The organism is Senegalimassilia faecalis (assembly GCF_004135645.1).
Classification (GTDB): Bacteria; Actinomycetota; Coriobacteriia; order Coriobacteriales; family Eggerthellaceae; genus Senegalimassilia; species Senegalimassilia faecalis.
In genome coordinates this window covers 1,036,421-1,055,153 of record NZ_SDPW01000001.1, presented here as the reverse complement: position 1 = coordinate 1,055,153, position 18,733 = coordinate 1,036,421, and the positions used below count along the sequence as shown (strand labels likewise).

Annotated in this window: 13 protein-coding genes and 2 tRNA genes; 3 read left to right on the top strand and 12 right to left on the bottom strand. The window is 57.4% G+C overall.

From position 1 onward, the window contains the following. Window positions 1-172 precede the first annotated feature (172 nt). On the top strand, window positions 173-1,747 hold the full coding sequence (locus ET524_RS04415; protein ID WP_129423561.1) for an alanine/glycine:cation symporter family protein: 1,575 nt from the start codon (window positions 173-175) through the stop codon (window positions 1,745-1,747). Window positions 1,748-1,977: 230 nt separating this feature from the next. Here ET524_RS04415 and ET524_RS04410 read toward each other — a convergent pair whose 3' ends face one another. The 3 genes from ET524_RS04410 to ET524_RS04400 all read right to left on the bottom strand — a co-directional run bounded on the left by ET524_RS04410 (window position 1,978) and on the right by ET524_RS04400 (window position 5,703). After that, window positions 1,978-2,502, bottom strand: coding sequence for a shikimate kinase (locus ET524_RS04410; protein WP_129423559.1), 525 nt, complete (start codon window positions 2,500-2,502; stop codon window positions 1,978-1,980). Window positions 2,503-2,584: 82 nt separating this feature from the next. Then, on the bottom strand, window positions 2,585-3,502 hold the full coding sequence (locus ET524_RS04405) for a DMT family transporter (protein ID WP_129423557.1): 918 nt from the start codon (window positions 3,500-3,502) through the stop codon (window positions 2,585-2,587). Between the two features lie 185 nt (window positions 3,503-3,687). After that, on the bottom strand, window positions 3,688-5,703 hold the full coding sequence (locus ET524_RS04400) for a DUF2207 domain-containing protein (RefSeq protein WP_161566603.1): 2,016 nt from the start codon (window positions 5,701-5,703) through the stop codon (window positions 3,688-3,690). Between the two features lie 65 nt (window positions 5,704-5,768). Between ET524_RS04400 and ET524_RS04395 the strand changes: the two genes are divergently transcribed. Then, window positions 5,769-5,859 (top strand) — tRNA-Ser (locus ET524_RS04395). A 49-nt stretch (window positions 5,860-5,908) separates the two neighbouring features. Here ET524_RS04395 and ET524_RS04390 read toward each other — a convergent pair. The 4 genes from ET524_RS04390 to ET524_RS04375 form a co-directional block, all read right to left on the bottom strand. Then, on the bottom strand, window positions 5,909-6,265 hold the full coding sequence (locus ET524_RS04390; protein ID WP_129423553.1) for a guanylate cyclase: 357 nt from the start codon (window positions 6,263-6,265) through the stop codon (window positions 5,909-5,911). After that, window positions 6,266-6,811, bottom strand: coding sequence for a LemA family protein (locus ET524_RS04385; RefSeq protein WP_129423551.1), 546 nt, complete (start codon window positions 6,809-6,811; stop codon window positions 6,266-6,268). Between the two features lie 187 nt (window positions 6,812-6,998). Then, entirely contained in the window at window positions 6,999-8,021 is a 1,023-nt protein-coding gene (gene ispE / locus ET524_RS04380) for a 4-(cytidine 5'-diphospho)-2-C-methyl-D-erythritol kinase (RefSeq protein WP_201738662.1), read from the bottom strand. A 2-nt stretch (window positions 8,022-8,023) separates the two neighbouring features. After that, complete coding sequence (locus ET524_RS04375) at window positions 8,024-8,533, bottom strand: nucleoside deaminase (protein ID WP_201738661.1); 510 nt, start codon at window positions 8,531-8,533, stop codon at window positions 8,024-8,026. Between the two features lie 24 nt (window positions 8,534-8,557). Here ET524_RS04375 and ET524_RS04370 point away from each other — a divergent pair. Further along, a tRNA-Ser gene (locus ET524_RS04370) sits at window positions 8,558-8,645 on the top strand. A gap of 246 nt (window positions 8,646-8,891) precedes the next feature. Here ET524_RS04370 and ET524_RS04365 read toward each other — a convergent pair. The 5 genes from ET524_RS04365 to ET524_RS04350 all read right to left on the bottom strand — a co-directional run bounded on the left by ET524_RS04365 (window position 8,892) and on the right by ET524_RS04350 (window position 18,669). After that, the gene (locus ET524_RS04365) at window positions 8,892-10,238 is read right to left on the bottom strand and encodes a citrate/2-methylcitrate synthase (protein WP_129423547.1); all 1,347 of its coding nucleotides are present in this window, start codon (window positions 10,236-10,238) and stop codon (window positions 8,892-8,894) included. Window positions 10,239-10,334: 96 nt separating this feature from the next. Beyond that, the gene (locus ET524_RS11695; protein ID WP_042432320.1) at window positions 10,335-10,484 is read right to left on the bottom strand and encodes a DUF5679 domain-containing protein; all 150 of its coding nucleotides are present in this window, start codon (window positions 10,482-10,484) and stop codon (window positions 10,335-10,337) included. 132 nt (window positions 10,485-10,616) lie between these two features. Then, on the bottom strand, window positions 10,617-14,207 hold the full coding sequence (locus ET524_RS04360; RefSeq protein WP_129423545.1) for an aminopeptidase: 3,591 nt from the start codon (window positions 14,205-14,207) through the stop codon (window positions 10,617-10,619). Window positions 14,208-14,262: 55 nt separating this feature from the next. Beyond that, a complete protein-coding gene (locus tag ET524_RS04355) occupies window positions 14,263-15,573 on the bottom strand; it encodes a hypothetical protein (RefSeq protein WP_129423543.1) in 1,311 nt (436 codons plus the stop codon). A 12-nt stretch (window positions 15,574-15,585) separates the two neighbouring features. Further along, a complete protein-coding gene (locus tag ET524_RS04350; RefSeq protein ID WP_201738660.1) occupies window positions 15,586-18,669 on the bottom strand; it encodes a helicase C-terminal domain-containing protein in 3,084 nt (1,027 codons plus the stop codon). Window positions 18,670-18,733 lie beyond the last annotated feature (64 nt).

Below are 18,733 nucleotides of genomic sequence, written 5' to 3'. Positions count from 1 at the left end.
GCAACCGTGAACGTGAATCAAAACTCGGACGTTCGCTCGCAGCTTTTCCCTCTCCACAACCACATAGTTTTCAGCAGCCCCGCCTGGTCGCTTCGCAATGCGTACGGTTGCCAACGCGCCCTCGGGTTTCGCAGAGGTTGTATTGGCATTCGAGCAATTGAAGGAGTGAAACGTGGAAGGGTTTTTCGACGTCGTCAATGACGTGCTAACCGCCATCGACGACTTTGTGTGGGGCGTCCCGCTGATGACGCTCATCCTTGCAGGCGGTATCCTGCTGACTGCACGCCTGGCTGGCCTGCAGTTCCGCCAACTGCCGCGCGCGCTGCGCTACATGATGAAGAACGAAAAGGGCGGCTCCGGCGAAGTTTCCAGCTTCGGCGCGCTGTGCACCGCGCTGTCAGCGACCATCGGTACCGGTAACATCGTCGGCGTTGCCACCGCTATTGTGGCTGGCGGTCCCGGCGCCATGTTCTGGATGTGGTTGGCAGCGCTGTTCGGCATGGCCACGAAGTACTCCGAGGGTCTGCTTGCCGTGAAGTACCGCAGCATCGACAAGAACACCGGCCACGTGCTTGGCGGCCCGTTCTACTACATCGAGCGCGGCATGGGCAAGCGCCTGCCGCAGATCAGCTGGCGTTGGCTGGCGAAGATCTTTGCCTTCTTCGGCATGTGCGTCGGTCTGTTCGGCATTGGTACTTTCACGCAGGTGAACTCCATCAACGGCGCCATCACGAACTTCTTCGACCCTGACAAGGCGGCGTCCGTGACCATCCTGGGCATGAACTACTCCTGGGCCACGGTCATCGGCGGCATCGTGCTTGCCATCCTGGTCGGCCTGGTGGTCATCGGCGGCATCAAGCGCATCGCCAGCGTTTCCGAGCGCGTCATTCCCGCCATGGTCGTGCTGTACGTCGGCCTCTCCATCATCGTGCTGCTGGCGAACCTCGATAAAATCCCCGGCGCGTTCGTGGTGATCTTCGAGTCCGCATTCGGCCTGCGCGCCGCTGCCGGCGGTGCACTGGGCGCCATCATCATCGCCATGCAGAAGGGCATCGCTCGCGGCATCTTCTCCAATGAGGCCGGCCTGGGGTCTGCGCCTATCGCCGCTGCCGCCGCGCAGACGAAGGAGCCGGTGCGCCAGGGCCTCGTGTCCATGACCGGCACGTTCCTTGACACCATCATCGTGTGCACCATGACCGGCTTGACCATCGTCATGACCGGCGCGTACCAGATCCCCGGCCTTGAGGGCGCAGCCATCACCACCACCGCGTTCCAGGCCGGCCTGCCGTTCATCCCGTCGCAGGTTGTCGCATTCGTGCTGATGGCATGCCTGGCGCTCTTCGGCTTCACCACCATCCTTGGCTGGGACTACTACGGCGAGCGTTGCCTTGAGTACCTGAGCAACGGCAACCTGAAAGCCGTGAAGGTGTACCGCTGGCTCTACATTGCCGCCGTGTTCATTGGCCCTTACATGACCGTGTCCGCGGTGTGGACCATCGCCGACATCTTCAATGCTTGCATGGCCGTGCCGAATATGATCGCCCTTATCGTTCTGTCCGGCGTTGTGGCGCGCGAGACAAAGGACTTCTTCAAGCGCCTCAAGGATGCTGACGGCAACGAGGATAAGATGGAGCCGCATGTCGACTACGACAACGTGCCGCCCATCGACAGCCTTACCGATCGCCTGGGCGCCAAGACCGCCCAGGAGGATACCGCAGCAGTTGCACAAGGTTTCGCCACCGCATAGCAGCTGCCTGCCCCTCATGAAAACGCCCCCGTGTTTCACGTGAAACACGGGGGCGTTTCTTTTTGCCGAAAGGGTGCCAGCTCATGTGCCATGCATCGCTGAACTGGGACGACGAGGGGAGAAGCAGGAGTTGGGAAGACTCAAACCGCCCAACCCCTATCAAACAGAAAAGGGGAGCCGCTTTGCAGCAGCTCCCCTTGATGCGCAATCAAAGTATTCGCAAACGAATCCTATTCCACGCCGGCGTGGGCGAGGGCGTCGGCCACTTTGCGGGCCGCGGCCGTGATGCTCAGGTCGTTCACGTCGACGGTGATGCCGGCATACTGCTCATACAGCGGAAGGCGCTCGTCGTACAGCTCGCGCAGGCTCATACCGATGCCGCCTTTCAGCACCACGCCGCGCTCCTGCAGATCGCTCAAGCGATGCACCAGCTGGTCGTAGGAGATTTTCAGGTACACCACCGTGCCGATTTCCGCCAGGTGCTTCATGGCCTCGTCGGAATACACGGCAGAACCGCCCGTGGCAATGATGCTGTTGTCCGCTTCAAGCTTGCTGAGAATCTGGTTCTCAACCTCGATGAAGCCCTCGGGGCCGCATGCATCGATGATCTTCTGCAGCGTTTTATCGCACTGGTTTTGGATAACGATATCGGCGTCGATGAAGTCCTTCGTCATGATCTTCGCCAACACGATGCCCAACGTCGATTTACCGGAACCGGGCATACCGATAAGAACAACGTTGTTCTTCTCAGCCATGGTGAATCCTCCTTGTTCGGTCACATACGCCCGCATTGTATCACGCGAAACGCCGTGCGCCCGCATCGGTAACAAGCTGTTCTTAATCGGTTGTTTCCCCAGTCTGAGCGCCCGTTTTCTTCTTGAGCGGGAACGTTTCGCTGATGACGATGGCCGCGAAGATCAGCACGAAGCCGACAAGCAGGCGCAAGGTGATCTGCTCGCCGTACAGCGCGATGCTGAACAACACGCCGAACACCGATTCCAGGCTTAGGAACAGCGAAGCCTGCGCGGGCGGGATGTGCGCCAGCGCCACGTTCTGGATACCGAACGCCACGATGGACGCAAACAGCGCCAAAAACACCAGCTGGCCGATAATGCCCGGCGTGAACACGCCGAATCCCGGGAACGTCTCGAATGCGGTGCCGAACACGAAGCCCAGGCAGCCTTCCGCCACGAACTGCACCGCCGTAAGCGCCAGCACATCGTGGAAGCGCGACAGTTTCGACACCAGCACCATGTGCACGGCGAACAGCAGCGCGCACAGAAGCGTCATAGCCTCGCCGTAGCCCATGGTCATGCCGCCGCTTTGCACGGACACCAGCCAAATGCCCACCAGCGCCAGCACCGCGGCACCGATGTTGAACACCGTGGGGCGGCGGTGCGCCACGATCCACCACAGGAAGGGGACGATCACGCAGTACGTTGCTGTCAAAAACGCGTTGATGCCGGGCGTGGTGTGCTCAAGGCCGATGGTCTGTGTCCAGAACGCCATGAAATCCGCTAAGCCAAGCGCTGCGCCGGCCAGCAGCATGCGGCCCGAGAACGCCTTGCGCACGCGCTTCCACAGGATCGCCGTCAGCAAAACGCCCGCAAACGTGAAGCGGAAGCCCAAAAGCCAGGCCGGCGGCAACACCGACACCACGTCTTTCATGGCCACGAAGCTGTAGCCCCAGATGATGGTGGCCACCACAATGGCGGCCTTATACACCCACGCAGGAATCGCTTTCCCTTTTCCCATTCCCATTCCCTGTCTTTCCCCGTCAACGCCAGGCATCCACTCATCCCGCGAAGTCAAAGGCGTTGTTTTCGCCTTGTCGCCATGCGAAAACAACGCCTTGCTAAACCTACGAATATTCGACGCTTGGAACCGTCGCCAACCTTAAGCTGAATGCGCGGATCACCGCAAACCTTTGCAGTGCGCCCTTATCGAGCGCCACCACCGCCTCCGCCGAAGCCGCCGCCTCCACCACCGGAGAACCCGCCGCCAAAGCCGCCGCCCGACGACGACCCGCCGCTTGCAGCCTGAATCGCCTCGTGCGCCGTCTTCGCCGCTGCATCAAGCGAGCTTGACAGGAAGCTGCCCACATCGGGCATCTGAGCGCCCACACCCGATTCCGGGGCAGTGTACCATGCCCACCAGGGCACATACGTCGCCCCATACGACGAATCGACGCTGAACAGCTGCGGCTGCGTAATGCGAAGCTGCTCGATGGCCTTGTCCGCCACGCCGAACAGATACGCGTACACCATGAATTCGCCCCACACCTTCACGTCGGTAGGCGGCCGCTCTTCAAGCGAACTGAAGTCACGCAGCCAATTGCGCAGCGCCTTGCAGTGCGCCACCAGCTCGTTGCCTTCGACGCTGCGACGCGGCATGTTGTTGCCGATGAACACCAAAGCCACAGCCGTAGGCAGCGTGAAGAACACCGTGAGCATGTTCCCGTCGTTCAGCCAAATCATCAGCCCGGCCAGCGCGAACAGCGCCGCCATGACCCACATGACCTTGCGCAGCTTCGCACCCTTCGCCTCGAAGAATTCTTGCGCGTCCGTCGCCTTCGTCAGCGTATCCTGCCAGTTTTCAAGCGCCTTCACGAACGCGTTCGGATGATCTTCGCCGTACTTCTTGATGGAGCCGAACCACACGGCGTTCTGCTTGCCCGCAACATGATCGAACAGCAACGAAAATGTGGCCTTGTCAACAGGGTCGACGATGTTGTTCTCGTCCACTAGCTTCGTGATGTAGAAGTCGTTCACCAGCCTGGTCCCGCCGTGCTTCGTCGGCGCTTCGTACGACCCGGCATCGATACGCACGAGACCTGCCTGCGCCATATGCATAATCGTGGCAGTGAAATCATCGGTGCTCTCCCGATTCCAACGCCACAAGCGCCCAATAACGGCTGGATGAACGCCCTTGCCGGGGACGTCACGCCAATATTTGTCGGTGAAACGCGGCGTATATTCCTTGCCGTGGCGGAAAAACGCCCACAGCGCCCACGCAAGCACCAGTAGGCACACCAGTGCGCAGCCCGCAACGTACGCAAACGACATCATGCGCTTTGTGTTCGCCTGATCAGCCCACGTCTGCTCTTCTTTCAGCACCGTGTCCAGGCGCTGCTCGCCCGCATGCAGGCGAAGGGACTTCAGCGAGACGTTCGGCAGCCACGTCGTGGGAACCAGCACGCGCATTTCCGCATATTCGCCCGATTCCACGCGCGGCACCGTGCAGGTGACCGACCCGTCCTGGTTCACCGACACCATGCCCTCAAGCGGTCCATGACCCCATGCGCGCACGTTTTCGCCCGGCTCGATGCTCACGCCTTGCGGCACCGGCAGCTGCAGCGTAGCCGTCACGTTTTCCGATGGAGCCGACCACTGCGAACCCAGGTACTGCCAGTACACCTCGGCAACATCGTCGTACATCTGGGCCATGTTCGTGATGGTGTAATCGAGTTCGACCACCACTTTGCTTGGCTCGTTCCCGAAGAACACGTACACGGTATTCTTCGGCGCATCTACGGAATACGCGTCCTTGTCAGGGCCGCCTTCTTCGCGCCATTTCAGCTCGAACGGCACTTCTGAAACCTGCGACATGGACGACTCGGTGGCACCTTCGCCGTCGACGGTCATCATGCGCACGCCGTTCACCGTGAATTCCGCATTTGACGGCAGCAAATTCAGCGTCCACCACACGGCAGAGTACGAGCCGTCGAAATCGAACGTGCGCTGCTCAACCACGTGCAGCGTTCCGTCCGTTTCCATTTGTGCCTGGATGTCCACCTCCGGCATGATATAGGACTTCGCATGCGCCGGAGCAGGGAAGGCCAGCGTTAGCAACAAGCAAGCTGCCAGCACGAATGCGGCCATAAGCGCGCGCGATGCATCGATGCGCAGCGCATTTTGTGCGGTTTGGCGAAATTGAGGTGGTCTCGTGTATTGCATCGAGAAAGCTCCTTGCATGTTTTGGTCAGTCAAGGTATCATAGCAAACCGCACCTATTATAGTGTGGAGAAGTGACCGAGAGGCCGAAGGTGCTCGCCTGCTAAGTGAGTATGCCCCACAAGGGCATCTAGGGTTCGAATCCCTACTTCTCCGCCACGAACTTCCAGCCCTCGCGCAAGCGGGGGCTTTTCTTTTGCCGTTCGCGCTACTTGTTCCAGGGCCAGCGGCGCAACTTCTTCGCCTTCATGGGCTTCGCGCGATACGACGGATTGTGCTTAAGGAACACCGCACGGCAAATGCGCGTGATTGCCAGCGCAACCAGCGCTGTCACCATAAACGAGAGCGTCAGGTCCAACACCGCCATGTTCGACTCCGACAGCGCATACAGGCTGGCTAATCCGAAAAACGCCGTCAGCACCGTGTTCAGCACGGTGAACGCTTTGATGAGGATTTCCTTCGCACGGGCTGGCGAATAGCGCCACGAAGCCACCACGTACACCACGCCCGCCACAAACGCGAGCACCAGCAGCAAAGGGATGATTCTTGTCAGACGGGCTACCATCTAGAACGTCACCTTGGGAACGCTGTGCGCGGGGGCCTCGGCCGCAAAGCTCGGACGTTCTTTAAAGCCCATGGCGCCCGCAATCAACACCGCAGGAAACGTTTGGATAGCCGTGTTGTACTTCATAACCGTGTCGTTGAAGCTTTGACGCATGTAGCTGATTTTGTCTTCCGTTTCAGACAGCTCCGCCTGCAGCTGCTGAAAATTCTGATTCGCTTTCAGTTCAGGGTACGATTCTGCCACGGCGAACAGGCTTTTCAGCGCGCTGTTCAAGCGGCTGTTCGCGCCCATACGGCTTTCGGGCGTGGTTGCGTTCGACACCGCCGCACGCGCGTGCGTCACTTCTTCAAGCGTTTGACTCTCGTGCTTCGCGTAGGCCTTAACCGTTTCCACAAGGTTCGGAATCAGGTCAAGACGACGCTGCAGCTGCACGTCAACCTGCGCCCATGCATTGTCCACCATGTTCCGCAACTTCACCAGGTTGTTATAAAGCGCCACCAGCAGCACAACAACAACAATCACGAGCAATATGATTGCAATCGTCATAATTTCCCCTTTCCGAGGTTTTCGCTATTGTAGCATCGATGTTTGCACCGGCTATCAAGCAAGCAGAACACTTGCGAACGCGCACGCCAGCGACACGGACCCTTCGCATTACTGCTTGTGCGGACTCTCAAGCACGCCCTATACAACTGCGGCTCCGAATTCTTGAGTGAACTCGAAGCCGCCCGCATTATCGGTTGGTTGTCATTGTTGCCTTGAACGGGCCGAAGGTAGTCGTGCGCGACCACCAGCCTTTCGCTTGCGCGCTCGACGATACGCGCGCCGCCGCATCAAACGACTCGCACACCGCAAACACCGCCGAACCGCTGCCCGACATCATCGCGTTGCAGACCCCAGGCTGCTCCTGCAGCCACTCGCGCACCGTCTTCACGCCAGTGTTCAGCTCTTCGCCGGCCTCGGCCATGTTGTTCAGCAACGGCACATGCATGGCATACGCCTCTTCTTCGGCTGTTTTGACCAATGCGGCGTCCAAAGGTTGCGGATTCTCATCCAGCTTCTTGTAGGCCGCGGCCGTAGATACGCCGCCCTCGGGCTTCACAATGACCACGAAGTCGTTCGTGATTTTCAGTGAACGCACGAAATGCTCGCCTATGCCGTCGTACTGCGCGCATCCTCCCTTCAGGAAGAACGCAACATCAGCGCCCAGCGTTGCGGCAACTTGCTCGATGCGCGGATCCAACACGCTTTCTTGCCACAAGATAGCAGCGCCCAGCAAAGCCGCTGCGGCATCGGAAGAGCCACCACCCAAACCCGCTTGCGCCGGAATGTGCTTCTCAAGATGCACGCGCACGGTTTCCGTTTCGCCAAGCTCGCGACCAAACGCTTCGGCAAGCTTCACAATAGCCTTCGTCACAATGTTGTGCTGCGGGTCCACATCTAGCGGTTCTAGGCCTTCGTAGCTGCGCGACGTCAGCTGAACGGGCTCGCCAGTCCCCGGAACAAGCTTCATGCGCAGCACATCGTGCAGCATCAACGTATGCATGATGGTGGACACTTCGTGATAGCCATCTTCGCGAAGACCCTTCACGTTCAGATAGAGGTTCACTTTCGCTGGAGCAATCAGTTTCAGCGATCCCATGCCCGCGAACTCGCGCGCTTCAACGTTCTGCGCAATGCGGGCGATGTCCATCATGTCCACTTTGTTTTGAAATGTTTCACGTGAAACATCTTGTTGTTCATCATTCCACTGCATCGTTATCGCTCCGTTCGTTTCTTCCTTCGAGCTGCGAAAAACCGTTTCAGAATGCCGGCGCACTCATCTGCCAAGACTCCGGGAACCACCTCAAACGTATGGTTCAACCGCTTGTCGCTGTTGATGGAGTACAGTGTTCCCAGCGCACCGGCTTTCGGATCAGGCGCCCCATACACACATCGGTCGATGCGCGCTTGGTGCATCAGCCCCGCGCACATGATGCACGGCTCCAGTGTTACGTACACCGTACAGCCTGTCAGGCGCCAAACGCCAAGCTCTGCCGCCGCTTGTTTCATGGCAACGAACTCCGCATGCCCTGCAGGGTCTTGCTGGGTTTCGCGCACGTTGCATGCCCGCGCAATCACGCGCGGCTCCGCCAACGGACGCCTTGTCCCCTTATCGATAGGTTGGTACACCACAACAGCACCGATAGGCACTTCGCCCAAATCGGCAGCCCGTTGCGCTTCCTCTAGCGCCATGCGCATGTATTCTTCGTCATTCATAGGTAGCATTATATGGTATCCTACCAACGTTACGGAGGAATGGCCGAGTGGTTGAAGGCGGCAGTCTTGAAAACTGTTGAGCCGCAAGGTTCCGTGGGTTCGAATCCTACTTCCTCCGCCAGATTACACACGCCCGGGCCTCCGGGCGTTTTTATTTTCGAAAGAGATCGGACGGATTCGAACCGATAAGGTGGTTTCACGTTAAGGAAACGTGCCAGTGGCACGTTTTCTTAACGTGAAACGCCCGACCGAGCTTGCGAGGGAGGGGTGCGGATTCGCGAACCGAATACGCGAATCCTACTTCCTCCGCCAGGAACTCAAAAGCGCCCGGAACCTCCGAGCGCTTTTTCGTTTTCTTGGCTTCGTTTTAGCGTTCTTCCATCGGCGTGTACGCTCGCTTCTTGCTGTAAATCGATTTATAAGCAGGACGAATGATCCTCTTACCGGAAACGATTTCCTCAAAGCGATGAGCCGCCCAGCCCGACATACGCGCGCAGGCGAACAGGGGAGTGAACAAATCCTCGGGAATGCCGAGCATGGAGTACACAAAGCCGGAATACATGTCCACGTTCGCGCACATGTCCTTGTGCGTGCCCTTTTCGTTCAGGATAACCTCGGGCGCCAGGCGCTCGATTTTCTCAAGCAGGCGGAACTCAGCCTCGTATTCGGTACCCACGGCAAGCTTTTCTGCAAAGCGCTTGCAAATGACCGCGCGGGGGTCGGATAGCGTGTACACCGCGTGTCCCATGCCATATACCAAGCCGCTCTTGTCGTACGCCTGCTTGTTCACGATTTTCGCAAGGTACGCCGCCACCTCGTCGTCATTGTCCCAGTTGGCAACGTTCTCCTTGATTTCCTTCTGCATGGCGATGACCTGATGATTCGCACCGCCATGCTTGCGACCCTTCAGCGACCCAATGGCAGCCGCATACGTCGAATACGCGTCGGTATCCGCCGAAGTCAGCACATGCGTGGTGAACGTGGAGTTATTGCCGCCGCCGTGCTCGGCATGCAGGCACAGCATAATATCAAGCATGCGCGCCTCTTCCGGCCCGAACTGACGGTCGGGACGCAGCATGGACAGAATGGTTTCCGCCGTCGATTGCCCAGGAACGAAGCGATGCATGATCATGGAATCGTTGCTGTAACGCGCGCGCATGGCGTAATACGTCAGCACCATAATGCGCGGAAGACGCGAAATCAGCGAAATAGCCGTCGAAATCTCGTGTTGGGCCGATCGGTCCTCGGCATGCGTGTCGTAGGCGTACAGCAGCATCACCGTACGTGCGAGCACGTTCATGATGTCCGGGGGGGTGTCGCGCATGATCATGGAAGCCGTGAAGCCGTCAGGTAGCTCGCGCTGCGCATCGATGGCGGCAATGTAGTCGTCAAGCTGCTGTTGCGTTGGCAACTCGCCCATTAGCAGCAGATAGGACACTTCTTCGTAATTGAAGCGCCTATCTTTCGCATCCACGCCAAGAAGGTCGTACAGGTCGTAACCACGAAGGCGCAGCTCGCCGGTATCGGCCACTTTTTCGCCATCGGACATAACGTAGCCATGTACGTTGGAAATGCCAGTCAGGCCCGCCAGAACGCCCGTACCGTCGTCGTTACGTAGGCCGCGCTTCACATCGTATTTCTTGTACTTGCTAGCGTCAATGGTGTTGATTTCCCTGAAGTGATCGTACAGGTCGATCTTTTGATCGTTAGCCATACTGTTTCCTTCCCGCTGCGCTTCGCAGCTCCCCTCGCTTCAAAAACCAGCAATGCCCGCACGAATGCGGGCATTGCTGGTTGCTCAGACGATATGTTACTTTGCAGCGCCGATGCGGCAGATGGTTGTGCCGCAGTCAGGGCATTTCCCCTTCGTGATGGGCTTACCGTTCTTGGTGACGCCCTCCACAGGATCTTTCATGATCTTCTTCGCCTTGCATTTAACGCAGTATGCCTCGATAGCCATCTTAAACCTCTCTAGTTTCAATATCGGCGTCGTGGTGCCGACAATCGGCGAACGACTCCGTCGATGTTCACGTGGGCGGACTGCATTATAGGGTAACTGCCTTTGCCGTCCATTACCGACACGTTTCGCGACCTACATATTCTTCAACAACTCCATAAGGAACTGCACGTTATCGTTAAGTTTGCGGTCGTCGATGTTCTCGATCGTGTCGTCAACTTGACCATACAGCGCCGGCTTCGCACCATCCATGCCCACAAGGTGCATGGCTTGCTGCCCATGCTTCGTTGCAAACGAAGCAGCGCTTTCCTCCCACATCATCGAACCATTCGCAATTTTCACACCGCTAGCCTGCGAAGCCTTGCGAATATAGCGCTTCATGCGAGAAGAAGCATTCGCGGGCTTGAGGTATCCCTCGCGTTCAATCATGGTCAAGTCGCCCGCGCCCAGCGCATCCAGATCGATGATGAACGCACCGCGCAGCTCCAATTCGTGGGCTTCCAAGAACGCTCGCATGCCGGCGTTCTGCGCAAGCTCGGAGCCCAGCGCCACGAACCACACCTCGGTATTGATGTCGGGGTTGCGGAACTGATAGACCTCGCTCAGCTCTTCGTCCACCTCAACGGGGGCAGGAGAAGCGGCCGCAGCCGCTTCGTCTGCAAGCTCCTCGGAGCTGAGGTTCGCGTTCTCCACACGGCGGGACGAGAACGCGCCGCCATGCCACGGACGGAAATGTCGACCATCGTTCGCGTCCTCGGCAATATCGTCAGCATCGAAATCGTCGTTGAAGCCGTACTCAGACTGCTGACTTTCCGGCTGCACATCACTCGGCTGCGGCACAAACGCCTGCGTGGCATCCAGCTGGCTTTCCGGCTGCAGGGGAGGCATCATTTGCGTAGATCCCTCGTATGCCACCTGCTCGTCAACTGCATAGTCGCCCTGATACTCGCCTTGCTCGTAATGCTCTTCCTGGAAGCTTTCCCAGCCGCCGCGGGCCTTGCCTACAGCACGCGCCTCGAACCCTTCGTCAACGTCAAGCCAATCCTGAGGAGTGTCCTCCTCTTCTCCCTTGTTGCGATGGAACTTATCAAGGAAGCGACGGAAGCGCGACTTCGGCATCTCCATATATCCCGGGCCTGCAAAAGCGCCCGTCTCGGTGAAATTGTCCTCGTAAGCGGAATCATCGGCATCGTGCACGTACATGTCCTCAGGGTCCATGGATTGCACCAGCTGAGCGCTCACGGGAGCGAACGAGCCCGTTGCGCCTGCCGTGCCAAGCGAAGCCTGCGCAGCATCCATGCCCGGCTGCGCCTGGGCAACATCAGCAGCTTTGATAGCGCCCGACAACGAGGGAAGGGACGCAAGCAAGGAAGGATGGTCGGCCTTCTGCCCGTCATCTTGCGATTCCTGCGCCTGCGACGATGCGACATCAGCCGAGCCGATGGAGGGAAGCAAGCTCAGCAAGCTCCGAGCAGCCTTCTTTCCCTTTGACTCAACGTCCGCCAGCGGTGCGCGCTGCTTTGCGGCAGCGGCAACGGGGGCCATACCGGGCGCGGTGGCGCCGATGTCGGGCAGCGTTATAGGCGCATGCGCCTGCTCTTCGGAAACCGTGGGGATGTTCAGCGGCGTAGCCTGCAACTCACCAGGAAGCGCATTGGGCTGCTCAGCGGTCTTCTGCACCATAGCCGATGAATCAACGCGACCGTTTTCGCTGATAGCAGCATCCGTAGCGTCTAGGCGATTATCCGAACGGGGTGCATCGGACTGACGCTGCTGCGCTTCAGCCTGCACCTTGCGCGGGTCCAGAAATGCCGGCATGGGGATATCGCTTACCGGGGGAACATCGTCGATATGAAGCTGTGTCACGTCGATAGGCGGCGTAGCGGCCGTCGCAAATGGATCAACGCTTACCGCACGCGACGCGGGAACGGGCTTATCTTCGGCAACATCTGCGATTTGAGAAGGCTGAGGCTCAGCCGCAACCTGCTCAGACACAGCGGTTTCGGGTACGGCCTGAAGCTCCGACATCTCCTGCACCTGATCGGCGTTCGCTAACTCGACGTCGGAAGCGCCTGCGCCCTGCTCGACGACAACAGGCTTCGTCTCCACAGGAGCAACTGCGGGTTGCACAGGCTCAATGTTGGCAAGCGGTGCGGGCTGCACCGGGTCGATGGTGGCAAACGGCGAAGGCTGAACCGGCTGAGACGCCGAATCTGCAGCAGAAGCTTCAAAAGGTTGAACGGGCTTGATCGTTGCCCACTGCGGAGCCTTCACTTCATGAATCGTGTCGCGATCTACGTCGATAGCACGTTCAAGCTCGTGTTCGACGATGTTGTTCGCTTTTGCAAAATGACCGGCGCTTTCCGCAACCGCAGCATCAAGCGCACTTGCGTAGCGAGAGCGCTGCACCGGCTTTTCAGCCGTACGCGGCTTCTTAGCCTTCTCTTGGGCCTTCACGAACCAATCGGGCACGCTGTTTGTCGGGCGAACCGGCTCCTGCACAGGTTCAGGAATTTCCGCCTGAACAGGCGTCTGCTCCATTTGCTCAGGCGCAGCGACCTGCTCCGGCGCTGCTTCAACAGGCTGCTCGTCTGCAACCTGAGCAGCAAGCGCGGCTTCAACAGCAGCGCGCTCGGCCGCTGCCTGCTCTTCGGCACGGGCGCGCTCCGCATCGCGGCGTGCGCTTTCCACTGCACGCGCTTCCATGCGCTGCATGCGGGCCTCTTCTTCGGCCTCTTCGCGATCGTGGCGTTCGATTTTTTCGAGATTGCGCTCGACATCCTCTGCGGAAAGACCGCTTACCGGCTTGCCGGACAGCGCCGCTATGGCCGCCTTCGCGGCAACCAGGCTTTCCTCTTCCGGCATCGACGAATGCGGGTGACCTGCATACACGAACTCGGCGCCTTCGGGAACCAAACCATTGTCATACGCAGCCTCTTCGCCGTGCATGATGGCGTCTTCCCGTTCAGCGATTTCCGCTTCGCTCACGCGACCCACTCCGATGCGATGCGCAACTTCAAGCAGCGCCGCAACGCCCGATGCGTTGTTGTTGGCACCTTCGTTGTACGCAGCCGTTTTGTGCAGAACGCCAAACACCAGCGGGATAGCTGCAAGGATCATCGCGACAACCACCAGCACCGTGAAAACCGCCGGAAGCGCACCTTCCGCCTGGCCAAGCGCCACACCTTTAATAAGGAGTAGCACAGGAAGTGCAACCAAGGCACCAAACGAAACCTTATTGATAAGCGGCATAAACGAGGCAACAGAGGAGGCAAGTTCAGGACGGACCTTGCCAGTATCGTAGCGAGCCACCAAAATCACCTTGCGACGGCGGGCCGAAGATTCTCCCTCGGGCACACCGGGTTCGTATTTCGCCACCACGTTCTGGCTTACACCCTTACCCAGAAACTTCGACAGAACAGGCCTGCCGAACAGCTCCGTCGCAAACAGCGCCGCCGCGACAAGCGACCCAATCACGCCCACGATGCTAAGTACCGGCACAATCAGCGACAGCAGTGCAAACACCACCGCTGCGCCGCAGCAAATCATGACCGGCAAATCTGCGTCGCCAACGCCATTGAAACCCTCAATCGATGCAGGCAACCCCGCATCCTTTTGGAACTGCTCGGTAATATACAGCGCCGCCTGCTGCTCTTCCTCGGTGCCCGCCGGGCGCGCGCCGATTTCCTGCGACAAGTACGCGATATGCTCTTTAATCTCCGGCATTATGTTGCCTTTCATTCCTCAACTTCAGCAAGGCATATACGGGTTGAAGTATACGCTATTTGCCTTGTGCCCCCAAATAATCACGTATAACTGCATCACTCGCGCCCGCCTCTGCACGCTTAGCGGTGTAAGCCTTTATCAACGATGAGTATTGCTCGCTATACGCATCGTGGAACAGCTTGTCCATATCCGAAGGGAGCTTCATTGCCAGCGTTGCCGCTTCCGTTTCGGCCTCGTTGTACCAGTCATTCTGAACAAGCGCTTCCTCTTTGTTTCGGTCTATCAGCGCATCGTCTGCCGCTATGGCATACCCTGCGGCTTCGATCCGCTTTTCGATATACGCCGTCGCCACAGATAAATCTACTTCCACATGCTCCGCTTGAAATGTTTTCAGCTGCGCAAGGCTATCCGTAAACAATCTATTTGCCTGCTGCGTTTTCTCCTTCGAACCCGCTGGATCGTCGGCTTCAACAAGCTTCGACGCTTCATGCGTCACATCGTCAGCGTCAAGAACGACTGACCAAATGTCCTGACACTGTTGCGCGGCTTCATCAACCTGCAGTGACGCGTCCAGCAATTCCGAAGCCTGCTGCATCATGGCGTGCCTTGCGGCAATCGATATAACCGTTTGATTCGCAATGTCTTTCACTGTCGGGTCGTTCAACCCGTCCGAAGCTTCCCGTGCTTTCACATCCGCCTGCTCAAGAACATCTAGACAACCAGGTATTTCACTCAGCGTAGATTGCTTCGATTTTTTGCTGTCGTCCGAGAACGGGTCGTTCACAATGTCGTCGATTTGCAGAATCACATCATCTACCTGCGATACCAGCTCAATCGAATCCATCAGCATTGCTTCATAGCCCTGCTGTTCGGTTACATCAACGTGCCAGATCCATACGCCAATAGCAACGAAAACCATCGTTATCACGGCAACTGCCGACAAAGCCGCGATGCGGCCCAAGCGTCTGCGAGCTTTTCTTCTTGCGATCTCCTCTTCCAACGATATGCGTTTCGTCGAAAGCTGTTTTTGTTTAGCTGCTGCGTGCTGAGCGCTGTGTCGACTGGGCTTTCTCAAAACCCTCGCGACCTTGGCTTCCCGCATTTGCTTTCTCGAACCTTCTTGAGCTCGGCGAATGCGGGATGCCTTGCTTGGCGAACCTTCAGATGTTTCACGTGAAACATCTGAAGGAGTTTCACGCCGAGCTGCGCGGTTGCTCACGAATTCGTGAAAGCTAAACCTTTGACGCTTGTTGTCCACGGCGTATTTCGCTGCATCCAATACACTGAATGAAATCTCATTCGATGTGCCCTCGGTGCGCGCTTTGATATGAGCAGCGCGCGCAATCTTATCGTCTCTGTGCTTCATAGGCGAATTCGCTTATGCGCGGCGCGCAGCCTCAAGCTCGGCAACTATCTCGCTTGCTTTCATGATTTTGATATTCTTGCTTGGCAGCGAATTTAGGAACGTTTTCCCATAGCCCTTCGAAACCAAACGATGGTCAGCCAAAATCAACGCACCCGTATCGTCGGCGCGGCGAATCAACCGTCCCGCCGCCTGCTTCACTTCAAGAACCGCAGCCGGCAGCACGTAATGACGCCAAGCTTGATCGTCGCGTTCAGCGCGTTCGCAAGATAGCGGATCGGTCGGCTTTGCAAACGGAAGCTTCGGAATGACCACGCCTTTCAGCGTGGCGCCCGGGGCATCAAAACCTTCCCAGAAGCTCTTAAGCGCGAACAGCGACAGGTGCTCATCAGCCAGGAAATCATCCCGCAAACCTTTTACCGATACGCCCCATTTCTGGCACACCAGACGCAAATCGTCCGACTTCAAGCGCGGTTGAACATACTCGAAGCACGTTTCCATTTCGCGGCGATTTGTGAACAGCGTCAACATAGACCCCTGCTGTGCGCGATGCGCATCAACCAGCAGCTTTTGCAGCGAAGCCATGTATCCACCGTCATTCGGCTCGGGAATGTCGGACACCACATATACGGTCATGTTCTTATCGAAGTCATAGCTTGAATCAAGCTGGCACGTTCTTACCGGCGAGAACTCCGACTGGCCCAAGCCCATAGCACTGGTGAATCCGTCGAACTTCCCATTTACGGAAAGCGTCGCAGACGCGAACACCACTGAATGCGTTGATGCATACAGCGTTTCGTTCAACTTAGCGCCAACGTTGACCGGCAAGCCTTCGAGCTTCTCCGCCACTCGATCTCTCTTCCGGCATAGCGTCGCAGAATAGGCAAACGCCTCACCAGGGTTTTCCAGAATCAGCTCGACAGCGCTTACCTGTTCCTTCAAATCAATTGCAATTGAGGCGATCTCACGTTGCACCGCAGCTGCATCTTCGATGTCCTCCAAGTAGGCAACAAGGTTTTGGCACGCAACGATCAGCTTCTCTGCAGTCTCCCTTAACGCAGAACCCTTTTCCGCCACATCGCCAAACGTCGCGGATTTGCGGATATCGTCGTTGATCCACAGCTCAACGATTTCATATCCTTTGCCGCGCTTGTTCGTATCGAAGAACAGCAAGCCCTTAAGGCTTGCGCAGAACGCTTCAGCCGCCTGACGATATGCTTCGCCAGCTATTTTTCCCTTTTGCGTCAGCGCGAAGAACAGCGTTTCGCTTTCCTCTTTCGTGTCCTTCAGCACCACACGGCGCTCGGCGTGAGCGAACACGTTGCGTCGAGGGTCCTCAGCCGACAGGCGGCGAGCATCACGCAGTATGCTTTCAGCATCAAGCTCAATCGAGAACGCGCGACGCGCCTCGGCTTCCGCACCATGAGCCTCGTCGATGGCCCAATAGCGAATCGGCGGCAGCAGCCCACCATCTGCAGCCATATCGCAGAACAGCAAGCTGTGGTTCGTAACAAGGATATCTGCCGCCTCGGCACGCTTGCGCGCTCCGTGCACGAAGCACAAGTTCCCAAAGAAGGGGCACTTGCGGCGCAGACATTCCTGACTTGACGTGGTGATGATTTTCCTTGGCAGCAAGCGGTAATCAAGCTTCAAGCCATCGATGTCGTCATATTCAGTTTGCTCGATAAACGAGAGAAGCGCAGCCATAGCCGGTGCTTGGGAGAGCTCTTTTCCCTGCACTTCCTTGACTTGCGCGCCGTCTTCCACAACACTCCTGATTTTACGCAAGCAGGGATAGTGCGAGAAGCCCTTCAACGGTGCACACGTCAACGGCTTCGCGTTTGGGTCCTCCTTTGCCAAAGCAGCTGCCAACGCCGGCACTTCTTTGTACACCAGCTGATCAAGCAAAGCGTTTGTTTTCGTCGCCACGCCAACGGTGATGTTGTTCCTTTGAGCGGTTTTCGCCAAAGGAACCAGATAAGCCATCGACTTACCCACACCGGTCCCTGCTTCAACCACAAGATTCTCGGACGCCGCAAACGCATCGCGAACTGCCATGCTCATTTCGCGCTGTTCCTTACGCGGCTCATACGATGTATACAGCTTGCCCACCAAGCCATCGGAACGGAAAGCTTGCTCGATTTCCTCTTTACTTGGATACACGATTTCCCGCATCGGATCGGACGCAAGCGCATCGGCATCAATCTTCGGCCTGTTCTCAATCTTTCGCAAACGGTCGCGTCGAAGACCTTGAATCGAAAACATATCGATAGGACCTGTTGTCCAAGACAACTGCCCAGACGATGTTTCACGTGAAACATCGATCGCTTCAGCTGCTGGCAGCTCGGAAGCCGCGGCGGGATTTCCTTCGCTTATCCCGGTATGATCGGCGAAGTAGTTGAACACCGCTTGCGTCGGCCAATGATCGGGAGTTTCAAGAGATGCGATTTTCGCAACAAGCGGCTTCGGCATCGTGTCGACCGCGGCCAGCAAGATACGGAAAACCGCGCATGTTGCCGCAACATCATCATCGGCACGATGCGTCGATACCGGTGCACCAAACGTACGCACCAAGTCGATAAGACGATGGGACTTCAAACGCGGCAGAGCGATTCGAGCCAAATCAAGAGAATCGAGCCAAACATTTTGGAGCAGGGGATAGCCGCTTGGATGACGCGTAGTGAACGTTCGATCGAACGCCGCGTTGTGCGCAACCAGCTTTGACGACCCAACGAACTCTACAAGCTGCGCAAGCGCATCAGACGGCGTAGGGGCATCAGCAACATCGGAGTCGTGAATATTGGTCAAATGCGCCACTTCTTCGGGAATCGGCTTCCCCGGGTTTACGAACGTCACAAACCAACCAACGATTTCGCCCTTATCCATGCGGGCAGCAGCAATTTGAGTCAATTCATCATGATTAAACGAAAAGCCCGTGGTTTCCGTGTCAATGACAACGATATCCCGGTCGAACTCACCAAAATCCGCGCGTTGCGCATATTCTGAAAGCTGAGCATATCTATCAATGATTGATTGAGGCGTGCCATCGCTGATATAGGCAAGCAAATCACCTTGCATGGCTTGTTCTTTGTTCTGCATACGAAAGTCCGCCTGTTCTTCTGTTCTATTGCAACCTTAATATTGTATGCCAGTTGGAAGCACC

Bases quoted from the DNA above. Each gene is read 5' to 3' on its own strand.
- ET524_RS04410 (WP_129423559.1), bottom strand. From the start codon at position 2,502: ATGGCTGAGAAGAACAACGTTGTTCTTATCGGTATGCCCGGTTCCGGT.
- ET524_RS04405 (WP_129423557.1), bottom strand. From the start codon at position 3,502: ATGGGAAAAGGGAAAGCGATTCCTGCGTGGGTGTATAAGGCCGCCATT.
- ET524_RS04400 (WP_161566603.1), bottom strand. From the start codon at position 5,703: ATGCAATACACGAGACCACCTCAATTTCGCCAAACCGCACAAAATGCG.
- ET524_RS04390 (WP_129423553.1), bottom strand. From the start codon at position 6,265: ATGGTAGCCCGTCTGACAAGAATCATCCCTTTGCTGCTGGTGCTCGCG.
- ET524_RS04385 (WP_129423551.1), bottom strand. From the start codon at position 6,811: ATGACGATTGCAATCATATTGCTCGTGATTGTTGTTGTTGTGCTGCTG.
- ispE (WP_201738662.1), bottom strand. From the start codon at position 8,021: ATGCAGTGGAATGATGAACAACAAGATGTTTCACGTGAAACATTTCAA.
- ET524_RS04375 (WP_201738661.1), bottom strand. From the start codon at position 8,533: ATGCTACCTATGAATGACGAAGAATACATGCGCATGGCGCTAGAGGAA.
- ET524_RS04365 (WP_129423547.1), bottom strand. From the start codon at position 10,238: ATGGCTAACGATCAAAAGATCGACCTGTACGATCACTTCAGGGAAATC.
- ET524_RS11695 (WP_042432320.1), bottom strand. From the start codon at position 10,484: ATGGCTATCGAGGCATACTGCGTTAAATGCAAGGCGAAGAAGATCATG.
- ET524_RS04360 (WP_129423545.1), bottom strand. From the start codon at position 14,207: ATGCCGGAGATTAAAGAGCATATCGCGTACTTGTCGCAGGAAATCGGC.
- ET524_RS04355 (WP_129423543.1), bottom strand. From the start codon at position 15,573: ATGAAGCACAGAGACGATAAGATTGCGCGCGCTGCTCATATCAAAGCG.
- ET524_RS04350 (WP_201738660.1), bottom strand. From the start codon at position 18,669: ATGCAGAACAAAGAACAAGCCATGCAAGGTGATTTGCTTGCCTATATC.